General features: G+C 70.6%; 12 protein-coding genes. All 12 read left to right on the top strand.

Annotated features, from left to right (window positions below; genetic code table 11):
• Positions 1-110 precede the first annotated feature (110 nt).
• The 12 genes from RV986_RS39425 (at position 111) to RV986_RS39480 (ending at position 14,288) form a co-directional block, all read left to right on the top strand.
• Positions 111-767 (top strand): GntR family transcriptional regulator, encoded by a 657-nt coding sequence (locus RV986_RS39425; protein WP_475921962.1) that lies wholly within the window; start codon positions 111-113, stop codon positions 765-767.
• On the top strand, positions 764-1,672 hold the full coding sequence (locus RV986_RS39430; protein WP_475921963.1) for a dihydrodipicolinate synthase family protein: 909 nt from the start codon (positions 764-766) through the stop codon (positions 1,670-1,672). Before RV986_RS39425 ends, RV986_RS39430 begins: the two co-directional genes overlap by 4 nt.
• Complete coding sequence (gene araD / locus RV986_RS39435; RefSeq protein WP_475921964.1) at positions 1,669-3,420, top strand: L-arabinonate dehydratase; 1,752 nt, start codon at positions 1,669-1,671, stop codon at positions 3,418-3,420. The genes RV986_RS39430 and araD overlap by 4 nt, the downstream gene beginning before the upstream one ends.
• 178 nt (positions 3,421-3,598) lie before the next feature.
• Entirely contained in the window at positions 3,599-4,534 is a 936-nt protein-coding gene (locus RV986_RS39440; RefSeq protein ID WP_475921965.1) for a carbohydrate ABC transporter permease, read from the top strand.
• Positions 4,531-5,433 carry a carbohydrate ABC transporter permease gene (locus RV986_RS39445; protein ID WP_475921966.1) on the top strand — a complete coding sequence of 301 codons (903 nt, stop codon included), beginning with the start codon at positions 4,531-4,533 and terminating at the stop codon, positions 5,431-5,433. Before RV986_RS39440 ends, RV986_RS39445 begins: the two co-directional genes overlap by 4 nt.
• Complete coding sequence (locus tag RV986_RS39450; RefSeq protein WP_475921967.1) at positions 5,430-6,611, top strand: Gfo/Idh/MocA family protein; 1,182 nt, start codon at positions 5,430-5,432, stop codon at positions 6,609-6,611. The genes RV986_RS39445 and RV986_RS39450 overlap by 4 nt, the downstream gene beginning before the upstream one ends.
• Entirely contained in the window at positions 6,608-7,462 is an 855-nt protein-coding gene (locus RV986_RS39455) for a DUF6807 domain-containing protein (RefSeq protein ID WP_475921968.1), read from the top strand. The genes RV986_RS39450 and RV986_RS39455 overlap by 4 nt, the downstream gene beginning before the upstream one ends.
• The gene (locus tag RV986_RS39460) at positions 7,459-9,063 is read left to right on the top strand and encodes a glycoside hydrolase family 43 protein (RefSeq protein WP_475921969.1); all 1,605 of its coding nucleotides are present in this window, start codon (positions 7,459-7,461) and stop codon (positions 9,061-9,063) included. The genes RV986_RS39455 and RV986_RS39460 overlap by 4 nt, the downstream gene beginning before the upstream one ends.
• 107 nt (positions 9,064-9,170) lie before the next feature.
• Complete coding sequence (locus RV986_RS39465) at positions 9,171-10,613, top strand: ABC transporter substrate-binding protein (RefSeq protein ID WP_475921970.1); 1,443 nt, start codon at positions 9,171-9,173, stop codon at positions 10,611-10,613.
• Positions 10,614-10,682: 69 nt separating this feature from the next.
• Positions 10,683-11,477, top strand: coding sequence for a rhamnogalacturonan acetylesterase (locus RV986_RS39470; RefSeq protein WP_475921971.1), 795 nt, complete (start codon positions 10,683-10,685; stop codon positions 11,475-11,477).
• A gap of 41 nt (positions 11,478-11,518) precedes the next feature.
• Entirely contained in the window at positions 11,519-12,853 is a 1,335-nt protein-coding gene (locus RV986_RS39475) for a pectate lyase family protein (RefSeq protein WP_475921972.1), read from the top strand.
• Positions 12,854-13,175: 322 nt separating this feature from the next.
• On the top strand, positions 13,176-14,288 hold the full coding sequence (locus RV986_RS39480; protein WP_475921973.1) for a pectinesterase family protein: 1,113 nt from the start codon (positions 13,176-13,178) through the stop codon (positions 14,286-14,288).

Genomic DNA, 14,288 nt, shown 5'->3' on the forward strand with positions numbered 1-14,288 from the left:
CCTACTTTCATCGCGTCGTACTTCGTACGTCATATATGAGACGCGATACATGAGATCGGATACCGCGATCCGGCATGCGGGATCCGACACGCGAGATCCGAGAGGCGCGCATGACCTCTGTGCCCACCCCGATCCCGTCCCGCACGCAGTTCGTGCTGGAGGGGATCAAACACCGCATCCTCACCGGGCAGTTGCCCCCGGGACAGGCCCTGGTCGAGACCGAGCTCGCCGCACAGTTCGGGGTGTCCAAGACGCCCGTGCGCGAGGCGCTCAAGACCCTGGCCGGTACCGGGCTCGTCGTGATGAACCAGTACAAGGGCGTCACGGTGCGCATGGTGGACGCGGACATGGCGCGCGAGGTGTACGACGTACGGCTGCTGCTGGAGCCGGAGGCACTGCGCCGGACCGTACGGCGTGAGGCGTCGCTCGACGCCGCGCGCGACGCGCTGACCCGTGCCGACGACGCCTCCGACACCGCCGAACGCTCGCTGGCCAACCGGGAGTTCCACCGCGCCCTGTACGTGTCCTGCGGCAACCCGCTGCTCGGCCGGATGCTCGACGAGGTCCGCGACCAGGCGGCCCTGGTGTCGGCGGTCGCCTGGGCCGCCGACCCCTCCTGGGAGCGCGAGGCCGGCGAACACCGGGAGATCCTGCGCCTCGCCCTCGAAGGGGACGCCGACGGCGCGGCCCGCGCGCTGCACGCCCACATCGAGTCGTTCGTGCGACGGGCCTTCCCCGCGGCCCAGGAAGAGGACGGACAGGAATGACAGCGACGTACGAGACCCAGCGGGCGGCGCTCGCCGAGGTCGTGGCGATCCCCGTGACTCCCTTCGCGGAGGACGGCACGATCGACCGCGACACCCACCGGGCCCTGTTGCGTCGGCTGCTCGACGGCGGCGTGCGGACCCTCACCCCCAATGGCAACACCGGTGAGTTCTACGCCCTGACCCCCGCGGAACGGCAGCTCGTCACCGAGCTGACGATCGACGAGGCGGGCGACCGCGCCGCGATCCTCGTCGGGGTCGGGCACGACGTGCCGACCGCCGTCGCCTCCGCCCGGCACGCCCGGGAGCTCGGCGCGGAGATGGTGATGGTCCATCAGCCCGTCCATCCGTACGTCGCGGAGGGCGGCTGGGTCGACTACCACCGGGCCATCGCCGAGGCCGTGCCCGAGCTGGGTGTCGTGCCCTACATCCGCAACCCGGTGCTGCCCGGCGCCCGGCTCGCCGACCTCGCCGATGTCTGCCCGAACGTCATCGGTGTGAAGTACGCCGTCCCGGACGCCGCCCGCTTCGCCGCCTTCGCCCGGGACGCGGGGCTGGACCGGTTCGTGTGGGTCGCCGGACTCGCCGAGCCGTACGCGCCCTCCTACTTCTCGGCCGGTGCCACGGGCTTCACCTCGGGGCTCGTGAACGTCGCCCCGGCCGTTTCGCTGAACATGATCGAAGCGCTTCGATCCGGCGACTACCCGGCCGCCATGAAGGTGTGGGAACAGATCCGCCGCTTCGAGGAGCTGCGCGCGGCGAACACCTCCGCCAACAACGTCACCGTGGTCAAGGAGGCCCTCGCCTCGCTCGGCCTGTGCCGCCGCGAGGTGCGTCCGCCGAGCAGGGAACTGCCGGAGCCCGAGCGCGCGGAGGTCGCCGCCATCGCCGCGGGGTGGTCCATGTGAGCCGGGGAAGAAAGGAGCGCAGGCGCCCGGAGGAGCTGCGGAGCCACCAGTGGTACGGCAGCGGCGTCTCGTCGGGTCTGCGCTCCTTCAGCCACCGGGCCCGCACCCGCCAGCTCGGCTACCTGCCCGAGGAGCACCTCGGCAAGCCGGTCGTCGCGATCCTGAACACCTGGTCCGACATCAACCCCTGTCACGTCCATCTGCGCGACCGCGCGCAGGCCGTGAAGCGGGGGGTGTGGCAGGCCGGGGGCTTCCCCCTCGAATTCCCGGTCGCCACCCTCAGCGAGACCTTCCAGAAGCCGACCCCGATGCTGTACCGCAATCTGCTGGCGATGGAGACCGAGGAGCTGCTGCGGTCGTATCCCGTGGACGGCGCGGTGCTGATGGGCGGCTGCGACAAGTCCACGCCCGCCCTGCTGATGGGGGCCGCCTCCGTCGACCTGCCGGCCGTCTTCGTGCCCGCCGGGCCGATGCTGCCCGGTCACTGGCGCAACCAGGTCCTCGGCTCCGGCACCGACATGTGGAAGTACTGGGACGACAAGCGCGCCGGACTCATCGGCGACTGCGAGATGACCGAGCTGGAGAGCGGGCTCGCGCGGTCTCCGGGGCACTGCATGACCATGGGTACGGCGTCCACGCTGACGGCCGCCGCCGAGGCGCTCGGGGTGACCGTGCCCGGCGCGTCCAGCATTCCCGCCGTCGACTCCGGGCACGACCGGATGGCGGCCGCGGCGGGTCTGAGGATCGTCGAACTCGTCCGCCGGGACCGGAAGCTGTCCGACATCCTCACCGAGGACGCCTTCGCGGACGCGGTGACGACCGTCCTCGGACTCGGCGGCTCCACCAACGCCGTGATCCATCTGATCGCCATGGCGGGCCGGGCGGGTGTCACGCTCACGCTCGACGACTTCGACCGGATCGCGCGGACCGTGCCGGTGCTCGCCAATGTCCGGCCCGGCGGCCAGAAGTACCTGATGGAGGACTTCCACTTCGCCGGCGGGCTGCCCGGGTTCCTCTCGCGCATCACCGATCTGCTGCACCTGGACCGGCCGACGGTGTCCTACGACAGCATGCGCGAGCAGCTGGCCGGCGCCCAGGTGCACGACGACGACGTCATCCGCACCCGGCAGAACCCGGTCGCGGCCGAGGGCGGAGTCGCCGTACTGCGCGGCAACCTCTGCCCCGACGGCGCCGTCATCAAGCACATCGCCGCCGAACCGCAGCTGCTCAAGCACACCGGTCCCGCGGTCGTCTTCGACGACTACAGGACCATGCAGCGGACCATCAACGACCCGTCGCTCGGCATCACGGCGGACAGCGTGCTCGTCCTGCGGGGCTCCGGGCCCAAGGGAGGTCCCGGCATGCCGGAGTACGGGATGCTGCCCATCCCCGACCACCTGCTGAAGCAGGGCGTACGGGACATGGTGCGGATCTCCGACGCCCGGATGAGCGGCACGAGTTACGGCGCCTGTGTGCTGCACGTGGCGCCCGAGTCCTACGTCGGCGGACCGCTCGCCCTGGTCCGTACGGGGGACACGATCACCCTCGACGTCGAGGCGCGGTCGCTCCAGCTCAACGTGGACGACCTGGAGCTGGAGCGGCGCAGGGCGCAGTGGACGGCGCCGCCCGAACGGTACGAGCGCGGCTACGGCGCGCTCTACAACGAGCAGATCACCCAGGCGGACACCGGCTGCGACTTCGCGTTCCTGGCCCGGCCGGGGAAAGTGCCGGACCCGTACGCGGGCTGAGCGCGCCCGCGAGGGCCGCCCGCCTTTGAGCCCCACCCGATCGACAGCTCGAACAGCAATCGCCATCAGCGAACAGTGACCGGCAAACAGCAAGCGCTTCACCCATGTGTACGTAGCAAGCGCTTCCTGTTGGTGTACAGCAAGCGTTCCACGGCACCCGCCAGAACGGAGAACAGTCATGGCCCAAGCCGCAGCCGTGGCGAAACAGCCCGCGCCACCCCGGCGGCGCCGTGGCTCGGCGACGCCCCGCAAGCTCCCGTATCTGCTGATCGCCCCGGCGGGTCTGCTGATGCTGGGCTTCATCGCCTACCCGGTCATCAGCGTCTTCTACTACAGCCTGCAGAACTACAACCCCACCAAACCGTGGCGCAACGGCTTCGCGGGCTTCGGCAACTTCACCCACGCCTTCACCGACGACCCCCAGTTCTGGGACACGCTGACCTTCAGCGCCAAGTGGGTCTTCGTCGAGGTCGGCCTGCAACTGCTGTTCGGGCTCGCGCTCGCGCTGATCGTCAACCAGACCTTCGTGGGGCGGGCCGTGGGCCGGGCGCTGGTCTTCTCGCCCTGGGCCGTCTCCGGAGTGCTGACCTCCGCGATCTGGGTGCTGCTCTACAACTCCCAGACCGGCATCACCCGTTACCTGGCCGACGCGGGCATCGGCTCGTACGGCACCAGCTGGCTGTCCGACACCTCCACCGTCTTCCCGGCCGCCGTCGTCGCCGACCTGTGGCGCGGTGTCCCCTTCTTCGCGATCCTGATCCTCGCCGACCTGCAGTCCGTCTCCAAGGACCTGTACGAGGCCGCCGAGGTCGACGGCGCCGGCCGCTTCCGGCAGTTCCTGCACATCACCCTGCCGCACCTGAAGGACGCCATCGTGCTGTCCACGCTGCTGCGCGCGGTGTGGGAGTTCAACAACGTCGACCTGCTCTACACCCTGACGGGCGGTGGTCCCGCGGGCGAGACGACGACCCTCCCGCTCTACATCGCCAACACCAGCGTCGACGCCCACAACTTCGGCTACGCGTCCGCCCTCACCACGGTCGCGTTCGTGATTCTGCTGTTCTGCTCGGTCGTCTATCTGCGACTGAGCAAGTTCGGAGGCGGGGACAAGTGATCACCGAGGACGCCACGATCAGCGCCCCCGCGGAGCCCGCCCCGGCCGCCGACGAGCCCCGTCGGCGCCCCGGCGGGAAGCGCCGCGCCTGGGACGAGGTCCCGCGCCGGCACATCTACCTCCCGCTCTCCCTCTACCTCCTCTTCACCCTGATCCCCTTCTACTGGATCCTGCTCTTCGCGCTGCGCCCGGCCGGCTCGACCTCGCTCGTGCCGTGGCCCATGACCTTCGAGCACTTCGACAAGGTGTGGACCGAGCGCAGCTTCGGGACCTACTTCCAGAACAGCGTCCTCATCGCCGTCGCCACCCTGGTGATGACGACCCTCGTCGCCCTCGCCGGCGGCTACGCCCTGGCCCGCTTCGACTTCAGGATCAAACGCGGCTTCATGCTGGCGCTGCTCTGCTCCCAGTTCGTGCCGGGCGCGCTGCTCCTCGTACCCCTCTTCCAGATCTTCGCCAAGCTCCAGATGATCAACTCGCTGGGCAGCGTCATCATCGCCGAGACGGTCTTCCAGCTGCCGCTGTCGATGATCCTCATCAGCGGGTTCATCAGGAACGTCCCGTACTCGCTCGAAGAGGCCGCCTGGGTCGACGGCTGCGACCGCTTCACCGGCTTCCGGATCGTCGTGCTGCCGCTGCTGCGGCCCGGGCTGATCGCCGTCGGCTCCTTCGCCTTCGTGCACGCCTGGAACCACTTCCTGTTCGCCCTGATGTTCCTCAGCGACCAGAGCAAGCAGACCATCCCCGTCGGCCTCAACACCCTGATGAGCTCCGACAGCGTCGACCTGGGCGCGCTCGCCGCGGGCGGCATCATCGCCGCGGTCCCCGTCGTCATCGTCTTCGCCTTCATCCAGAAGTGGCTGATCACCGGGTTCAGCGCAGGGGCGGTGAAGGGATGAGGCCCGCCAAGGAATTCCCGTTGAACACGCCCACCGGGCAACTGCCGCTGCCCGTCGTTCTCGCGGGTGCGCGCGGTCACGGCCGCTGGCACCTGGAGAACATCCGCCGGCTCCAGGACAAGGGGCTCGTACGGCTGGCGGGAGTCTGCGAGCTGACCCCGCTCAGTGCAGAGGAACTGAACGGGCAACAGGTCGAGCAGTCGGCCGACTTCGGCGCCCTCCTCGACTCCACCGACGCCGCGATCGCCGTGATCTGCACGCCCATCCCCACCCACACCGACCTGGCGCTGATCGCCGCCGCCAAGGGCGTACACCTGCTGCTGGAGAAGCCGCCCGCGCCCTCGTACGCCGAGTTCCGCCGGATGGCCGACGGGGTCGCGGCGGCCGGGGTCGTCTGCCAGATCGGCTTCCAGTCGCTCGGCTCGCACGCCGTGCCCGCGATCCGGAAACTGATCGCGCAGGGTGTGATCGGCCAAGTGGCCGGCGTCGGCGGGGCGGGCGCCTGGGCACGCGAGGAGGCGTACTACCGGCGGGCACCCTGGGCGGGCAGGCGCCGTCTGAACGGCGTGGACGTGGTCGACGGCGCGCTCACCAACCCCCTCGCGCACGCCGTCGCCACCGCCCTCGCCCTGAACGGCTCCACCCGCGCCGAGGACATCGAGTCGATCGAGACCGAGCTGCTGCGCGCCAACGACATCGAGTCCGACGACACGTCCTGCGTGCGGATCACCACCGCCGGGAGCCGGGTGACCGTCGCCGCCACGCTCTGCGCCGAGCGGCCCGGCGAGCCGTACGTCCTGGTGCACGGCAGCAGCGGTCGGATCACCTTCTGGTACAAGCAGGACCGCGTGCTCGTGCAGCGGTCCGGGCGCGGCCCGGAGGAGATCGAGTACGGCCGTACCGACCTGCTGGAGAACCTGGTCGCGCACCTGGTGGACGGCGCCGAACTGCTGGTCGCGCCGGACTCGACGGGTGCCTTCATGAGGGTGGTGGAAGCGATCCGGCAGGCGCCGGACCCGCGCGCGCTGCCCGCCGGCGCCTGGCGGCTGCTCCCCGAGGAGAACCGCCGGGTCGTGCCCGGCATCGACGGGCTCGTCGCGGCCGCCGCCGACACCCTCGCCCTCTACTCCGAGCTGGGCGCCTCCTGGGCGCTCCCGAACGAGGTGAGCACCTCATGAACCCCGCGCAGAACGCCGACTCGCTGGTCCTGCGTGTCGCGGGCCGCCCGGTCGGGCGTTACGTCACCCGGCCCGAACTCGCGCCCCGGCTCTCGCCACGCCCGTATCTCCACCCGGTCACCACCCTGGCCGGCACGGCTGTCACCGAACTCGCCCCCGCCGACCACATTCACCATCTCGGCGTCGGTGTCGCCGTTCCCGACGTCGAGGGGTACAACTTCTGGGGCGGGCGCACCTACGTCCGCGACCAGGGGCCCACCGAGCTGGCCAACCACGGCGCGCAGCGCCACTCCGGCTTCCAGCTGCGCGACCCGGACGGCTTCGTGGAGGAGCTGCGCTGGGTGGCCGCGGGCGGCGAGCTGCTGCGCGAGCGCCGTACGGTCGCCGCGACCGAACTCACTGGCACCGCCTGGGCGTTGGACTTCACGTTCTCGCTCACGAACACGACCCCGAAGGACCTTTCCCTCGGCAGCCCGGCCACCAACGGGCGGCCCGGCGCGGCCTACGGCGGCTTCTTCTGGCGGGCCCGCAGGGAAGCACGGGCGCCGCGCGTCTTCACCTCCGACATCGAGGGCGAGGAGGCGGTCCACGGCGCTCGCGCCGACTGGTTAGCCCTCGCGGGCGCGGGCTGGACCCTCGTCTTCGCCGGGGCCACCGGACCGACCCGCCGCGACCCGTGGTTCGTGCGCACCGCCGAGTACCCGGGCGTCGGCTCCTCCCTCGCGCACACCGAGCGGCTGCCGGTCCCGGCCGGGGAGACGGTCGTACGCCGGGTCGTCACCGTCGTCGCGGACGGCGCTCTGGGCCGGGACGAGGCGGCAGCCCTGGTACGGAAGGCGGTGAGCCCATGAACAGCGCGCTGAGCGCCGACCTCGGGGACGGCACCTACCGCAACCCCGTCCTCGACGCCGACTGGTCCGACCCCGATCTCCTGTGCGTCGGCGACGACTTCTACCTCACCGCCTCCAGCTTCGGCCGCGCGCCCGGCCTGCCGCTCCTGCACTCCCGCGACCTGGTCAACTGGACGCTCGTCGGACACGCACTCCAACTCCTCGAACCCGCAAGGGACTTCAGGAAGCCCCGGCACGACTGCGGAGTGTGGGCGCCGTCCCTCCGGCATCACGACGACCGCTTCTGGATCTTCTGGGGCGACCCCGACCACGGCATCTTCCAGGTCAACGCCCCGGAGATCAGGGGCCCTTGGACACGGCCGCACCTGGTCAAGGAGGGCAAGGGGCTCATCGACGCCTGCCCGCTGTGGGACGAGGAGACCGGCGAGGCGTATCTCGTGCACGCCTGGGCCAGGTCCCGCGCGGGTGTGAAGAACCGGCTCACGGGCCACCGGATGCGCCCCGACGGCACCGGGCTGCTCGACGAGGGCAAGGTGATCGTCGACGCGGACCGGATCCCGGGCTGGTTCACCCTCGAAGGCCCCAAGGCCTACCGGCACGGCGGCTGGTTCTGGATCTTCGCACCCGCCGGGGGAGTGGAGACCGGCTGGCAGGGCGCCTTCCGCTCACGCGACTTCTTCGGCCCGTACGAGGAGCGGGTGGTGCTGGAGCAGGGGGACACCCAGGTCAACGGCCCCCACCAGGGCGGCTGGGTGCGGACGGCGGCCGGGGAGTACTGGTTCGCGCACTTCCAGCAGCGGGGGCCGTACGGGAGGGTCGTCCACCTCCAGCCGATGCGCTGGGATGCCGAGGGCTGGCCGGTGCTCGGCGATGAGGGCGCCCCCGTCGCCGTGCACAAGAAGCCGCGGCTGCCACCACAGCCGCTCTCCGCGCCCGCCACCGACGACGACTTCCCCGGCGGCCGCTTCGGACGGCAGTGGCAGTGGACCGCCAACCCTCCCCCAAGCTCTCGGCTGCGCTCGAGCAGGGGGGACCCCCACGACGGCTGGGCCACCCAGCACTCCGGGGACGGGCTTCGACTGAGCTGCGTCCGGACGGTGGACGCGCACGACCTGCGCAAACTGCCGAACGTCCTCACCCAGCGGTTACCCGGCATCCCCGTCACCGTCGAGGTGGAACTGCGCCTCGACAGCGAGGAGCCGGGGGCGCGGGCGGGGCTCGCGGTGCTCGGGGACGCCTTCAGCTGGATCGGGCTCCAGCGGGAGGCGGACGGGTCGGTGCGCCTCGTGCACCGGTTCGCCGAGTCGGTCGCCATGGGGGCACCTCCCACGCCTTTGGGGCAGTGGGGGAGGGAGCGCGACGCTGCACATCCGCGAGAGGCGCCCGAGGGGCGGGCCCGGCTGTGGATCGAGAGCGGGACGGGGGCGCGCTGCCGCTTCTCGTACGACGTCGGGGGCGGCCGGCGGCCCTCCGGCCAGGTCTTCGCCGCCACCCCCTGGCGCTGGGTCGGCGCCCTGCTCGGACTCTTCGCGCTCGCGCCCGTCGGCGCGGGACACGCCGGCGCCGCCTCGTTCACGCAGTTCCGCATCACCCCTTCCTGAAGCCGGCTCATCCGTACGCCTGTGGGGAGCCGACGCGCCACTGACAGTTCCCGTACCGCTGACAAGACCCCACAACCCCGTTGGATCCAGAAGAAGAGAGCCGATCAATGAAGATCAACATCCACAGAACCGGGCGTGCCGCGACGGTCGTCGCCCTGGGCTCCGTGCTTGCGCTCACCGCCACCGCCTGCGGCGACAACGGCAGCGGCGCGGCGGGGGACAAGGGCAACGAGGGTTCGGGCAAGGGCGAGATCACCTTCTGGGACAACAACGGCGGTGTGCGCACCGACATCTGGAAGCAGATCATCGCGGACTTCGAGAAGAAGTACCCGGACATCAAGGTCAACTACGTCGGGATCCCCGCGGCGAGCGCCCAGTCGAAGTACGACACCGCGATCCAGGGCGGCGGCCTGCCCGATGTCGGCGGCGTGGGGACCGCGATGCTCGCCGAGGTCGCCGTCCAGGGAGCGCTGGAGCCGCTGGACAGCCGTCTGGAGAAGAGCTCGCTGAACGGCAGGCTGAGCCAGAACCTGCTCGACGTCAGCCGGTCCGCGGGCGGCGGCGAGACCCTGTACCAGGTGCCGACCTCCGCGAACAACGGCACGCTGTGGTACCGGACGGACCTGTTCAAGGCGGCCGGCCTGGACGCGCCGACCACCTGGTCGAAGTTCTACGAGGCCGCCGACAAGCTCACCGACCAGGGCAAGAACAAGTTCGGCTTCACCATCCGTGGCGGCGAGGGGGCCATCGCGCCGGCCCTGGACGCGGTGTACGGCCAGACCGGCCTCACCTCGTTCTGGAACGGCGACAAGACCACCGTCAACGACCCCAAGAACGTGGCCGCCCTGGAGAAGTACGTCGCCCTGTACAAGAAGGACACCCCGTCCGCCGACGTCAACAACGACTTCACCAAGATGGTCGCCCAGTGGGACAGCGGCACCATCGGAATGCTGAGCCACAACCTCGGCTCCTACCAGGACCATGTGAAGGCGCTGGGCGTGGAGAAGTTCCGCGGTGTCCCGAACCCGACGCAGGACGACGGCACGCGCGTACAGGTGTCCAACCCGGTCGACGGGATGAGCCTGTTCAAGTCCAGCAAGAACAAGGCGGCCTCCTGGAAGTTCATCGAGTTCGCGGTCTCGGCCGCGGAGAACTCCAAGTTCAACGAGTCCGCGGGGCAGGTCCCGGCCAACACCGAGGCCGCCAAGGACGCCTGGGTGCAGCAGGCCGAGCCCACCAAGCTGGCCGCGGAGGCGCTCAACGGGGCCGGCACCAAGATCGTGCAGCTGCCGTACTACCTGCCGGACTGGAACACCATCTCCAAGGCCGACAACGAGCCGAACTTCCAGAAGCTGCTGCTCGGGAAGATGAGCGCGAAGCAGTTCCTGGACACGCTGGCCGATCAGTTGGACAAGGCGCAGGCGGACTGGAAGGCGACCACTAGCTCCGCTGGTCGGGCCGGGTGCGGTCGGTTCGTGGTCTTCGAGGTTGTGTGGCGACCGCGGGCCGGGCGTGGCTGGTCGCGCCCACGCGGCGGAGCCGCACATTGATACAGCCCCGCGCCCCTGAAAACGGGGCGCGGGTCCACCCTCTGCCCTCTGCTTGAAAGGCACACCCCTGTGTCCCTCACCCGCAGACAGGTCACCTCGGCGGCCCTTGCCGCCGTTCCCGTCGCCCTTGCGGCAACCGGCACCGCACAAGCCACCCAGCGTCGCCGCACCCTCTACATCGCCGGCGACTCCACCGCCGCCCAGAAGTACGCCGACGCCGCGCCCGAGACCGGGTGGGGCATGGCGCTTCCGTTCTTCCTGCGGGAGCACCTGGGCGTCGCCAACCACGCCGTGAACGGGCGGAGTTCGAAGAGTTTCGTGGACGAGGGGCGGCTCGGCGTCATCCTCGACGCGATCCGCCCGGGCGACTTCCTGTTCATCCAGTTCGGGCACAACGACGAGAAGAGCGCCGACCCGACGCGCTACACCGAGCCCTGGACGACCTACCAGGACTACTTGCGTCAGTACGTCGACGGGGCGCGGGCCCGTGGTGCGCGGCCGGTGCTGGCCACCTCGGTGGAGCGCAGAAAGTTCGACGCGGACGGCAACGCGGTGCCGACCCACGGCGACTACCCGGCGGCGGTGCGCGCGCTCGCCGAGGACGCGTGTGTGGCGCTGCTCGACATCCAGGCCCTGTCGATCGCCCTGTGGCAGCGGCTCGGTGTCGAGGAGACCAAGAAGTACTTCAACTGGACCGCGACGGAGCAGGACAACACGCACTTCAACCCGCCGGGCGCGATCGCCGTGGCCCGTCTTGTCGCGGCCGAGCTGCTGCATCGCCGGGTGCTGGCACACCGGGACGTACGCCGGCTCGACGAGGAAGTCCCCGAGTCCTGGATCACCTGGCCCGACGCCACCCTGTAACCCCCTTCCACAGAACCCTCAGCCAGAAGGAGAGCCGCACATTGAACACACAGAGATGGCATGCGCATGCCACAGCGGGGCCGGCGACGACGGCCCTGCTGGTCGGTTGCACCGCCCTGGCCCTCGCCGTCACCGGCACCACCGCCCAGGCCCAGGCCCGGTCGGGCGACCTCGGCCGGCAGACCCTCGCCGCCGGTGACGGCTGGGGCTCCGAGGGCACGGGGACCAGCGGCGGTGCGGCGGCCGACGCCGCGCACGTGTACACCGTCACCACCTGGGCCGGGTTCAAGGCCGCGCTGAAGGACGGCGGTACCGCGCCGAAGATCATCAAGGTGAAGGGCACGATCGACGCCAACGCCGAGGGCTGCGACTCCTTCGCCGCGCCGGGCTACGACTTCGACGCCTATCTGCAGAAGTACTCGCCGGAGAACTGGGGGTACGGCACGAACCTGGACGCCGAGCCGGACGACAGCCCCGAGGGCCTGCGCCGCGCCTCCGCCGCCGACCAGGACACCGCCATCAAGGCGGACATCCCCGCCAACACCACCCTCGTCGGCCTCGGCGAGGACGCGGGCTTCAAGGGCGCCAGCCTCCAGATCGAGGCCGTGGACAACGTCATCGTCCGCAACCTCACCTTCGAGAGCCCCCTCGACTGCTTCCCGCAGTGGGACCCGACCGACACCTCCGTCGGCAACTGGAACTCCGAGTACGACAGCGCCGTGGTCTACGGCTCCACGCACGTCTGGCTGGACCACAACACCTTCACCGACGGGGAGCACCCCGACAGCACGCTGCCCACGTACTTCGGCCGGATCTACGAGCAGCACGACGGCGAACTGGACATCGTCAAGGGCGCGGACTACGTGACCGCCTCCTGGAACGTCTTCACCGACCACGACAAGACGATCCTCATCGGCAACAGCGACAGCGCCTCCACCGCGGCGGTCGACCGGGGCCACCTCAAGGTCACCTTCCACCACAACCTGTTCTCGAACCTCGTCGAGCGCGCGCCACGCGTCCGCTTCGGCCAGGTCGACTCGTACAACAACCACTTCGTCGCGGACGTCGGCTACGCCTACAGCTACGGCATCGGCATGGAGTCCCAACTCGTCGCCGAACACAACGCGTTCACCCTGGCCGCCGGGGTCAGCGCGGCGACCGTCCTGAAGAAGTGGAAGGAGGCGCCGCTCACCGCCGCCGACAACTACGTCAACGGGGTGGCGACCGACCTGATCGCCGTGCACAACGCGGAGATCCCCGCGGAGACGCTGCAGTCCGGGGCCGGATGGACGCCGACCCTGCGCACCGAGGTCGACCCGCCGCGGGCGGTGCCCCGGATCGTGGACCGCGGCGCGGGCGCCGGAAAGATCTGCTGACCCACGCCTGACGCCGGACCCACGCCTGACCGACCCACCTGCGACCCACCTGCGACCCACCTGCGACCCACCTGCGACCCACCTGCGACCCACCTGCGACCCACCTGCGACCCACCTGCGACCCACCTGCGACCCACCTGCGACCCACCTGCGACCCACCTGCGACCCACCTCCGACCCACCTCCGACCCACCTGCGACCCATCTCCTGGTCAGGCCGGAGCGGCTCCGCACCCGCCCATCACCCAGGGCGCGCCGCTCCGGCCCCTTTCCCCGCGGAGCCCGCGGGGCTCTTGAGCCGCCGCACAGCGAAGGAGCATCGTCATGCTCTCCCGCACCACCCCCAGTCGCAGAACCTTCCTCGCCGCCGGTGCCGGAGCCGCTCTGGCGCTCGGTCTCGCGGCCCCCGCGCGGGCCCGGGGGCGCTCCCCCTTCGGGTGCTACGGCTCACCGTCGGCCCGTCTCACCGAGCGGACCCTGTACGTCCATCCCGGCGGTCTCGGCGACCACACCACCGTCCAGGCCGCCGTGACCGCCGCGAGCGGCAGCGGATACACGCTGGTCCTCGCGTCCGGCACCTACCGCGAGACGGTCGGCGTCGGCGTCGCCCGTACGGAGATGACCTGGATCGGCGCCTCCGGGGAGCCCCGTGACGTCGTCGTCGTGTACGACAACGCCAATGGCACCCCGAAGCCCGGCGGCGGCACCTACGGCACGACCGGATCGGCCACCACGACCGTGCAGGCCGACGGGTTCACCGCCCGCGGGATCACCTTCGCCAACGACTTCCTGCGCGCCGACCATCCCGAGATCACCGGCACCCAGGCCGTCGCCGTCAAGGTCCAGGGCGACCGTTCGGCCTTCGTGGACTGCCGGTTCCTCGGTCACCAGGACACGCTGTACGCCGACTCGACGGCGCTCGGTGTCTTCGCCCGCCAGTACTACCGCGACTGCTACGCCGAGGGTGACGTGGACTTCGTCTTCGGGCGGGCGACGGCCGTCTTCGAGCGCTGTCACTTCCGCACCCTGAACCGTACGGACCTGGCATCCGCCCCGTACGGCTTCGTGTTCGCCCCCTCCACCGCCCTCGCCAACCCGCGCGGCTACCTGGTCACCCGCTGCCGCGTCAGCAGCGAGGCCCCGGACGCCTCCTACAAGCTGGCCCGCCCCTGGGTGCCCGGCTCGGACACCACCGCCCGTCCGATGCTGACCGTCCGTGACACCCGCCTGGCCGCCGGGATCGACGCCGTCGAGCCCTACGCCAACATGTCGGACACCTATCCGTGGCAGAGCCAGCGCTTCGCCGAGTACCGGAACACCGGGCCGGGCGCGGTGATCGGCGTCCCGGAGAACCGGCCCCAACTCACCGCCGAGGAAGCCGGGTCGGCGACCCGCGAGGCGTACCTCGGCGACTGGACGCCGTGGGAGGGGTGCTGA

Source organism: Streptomyces sp. RLA012 (assembly GCF_056270325.1).

Coding starts and splice junctions, on each gene's coding strand:
- RV986_RS39425 (WP_475921962.1), top strand. CDS start 111: ATGACCTCTGTGCCCACCCCGATCCCGTCCCGCACGCAGTTCGTGCTG.
- RV986_RS39430 (WP_475921963.1), top strand. CDS start 764: ATGACAGCGACGTACGAGACCCAGCGGGCGGCGCTCGCCGAGGTCGTG.
- RV986_RS39440 (WP_475921965.1), top strand. CDS start 3,599: ATGGCCCAAGCCGCAGCCGTGGCGAAACAGCCCGCGCCACCCCGGCGG.
- RV986_RS39450 (WP_475921967.1), top strand. CDS start 5,430: ATGAGGCCCGCCAAGGAATTCCCGTTGAACACGCCCACCGGGCAACTG.
- RV986_RS39455 (WP_475921968.1), top strand. CDS start 6,608: ATGAACCCCGCGCAGAACGCCGACTCGCTGGTCCTGCGTGTCGCGGGC.
- RV986_RS39460 (WP_475921969.1), top strand. CDS start 7,459: ATGAACAGCGCGCTGAGCGCCGACCTCGGGGACGGCACCTACCGCAAC.
- RV986_RS39465 (WP_475921970.1), top strand. CDS start 9,171: ATGAAGATCAACATCCACAGAACCGGGCGTGCCGCGACGGTCGTCGCC.
- RV986_RS39480 (WP_475921973.1), top strand. CDS start 13,176: ATGCTCTCCCGCACCACCCCCAGTCGCAGAACCTTCCTCGCCGCCGGT.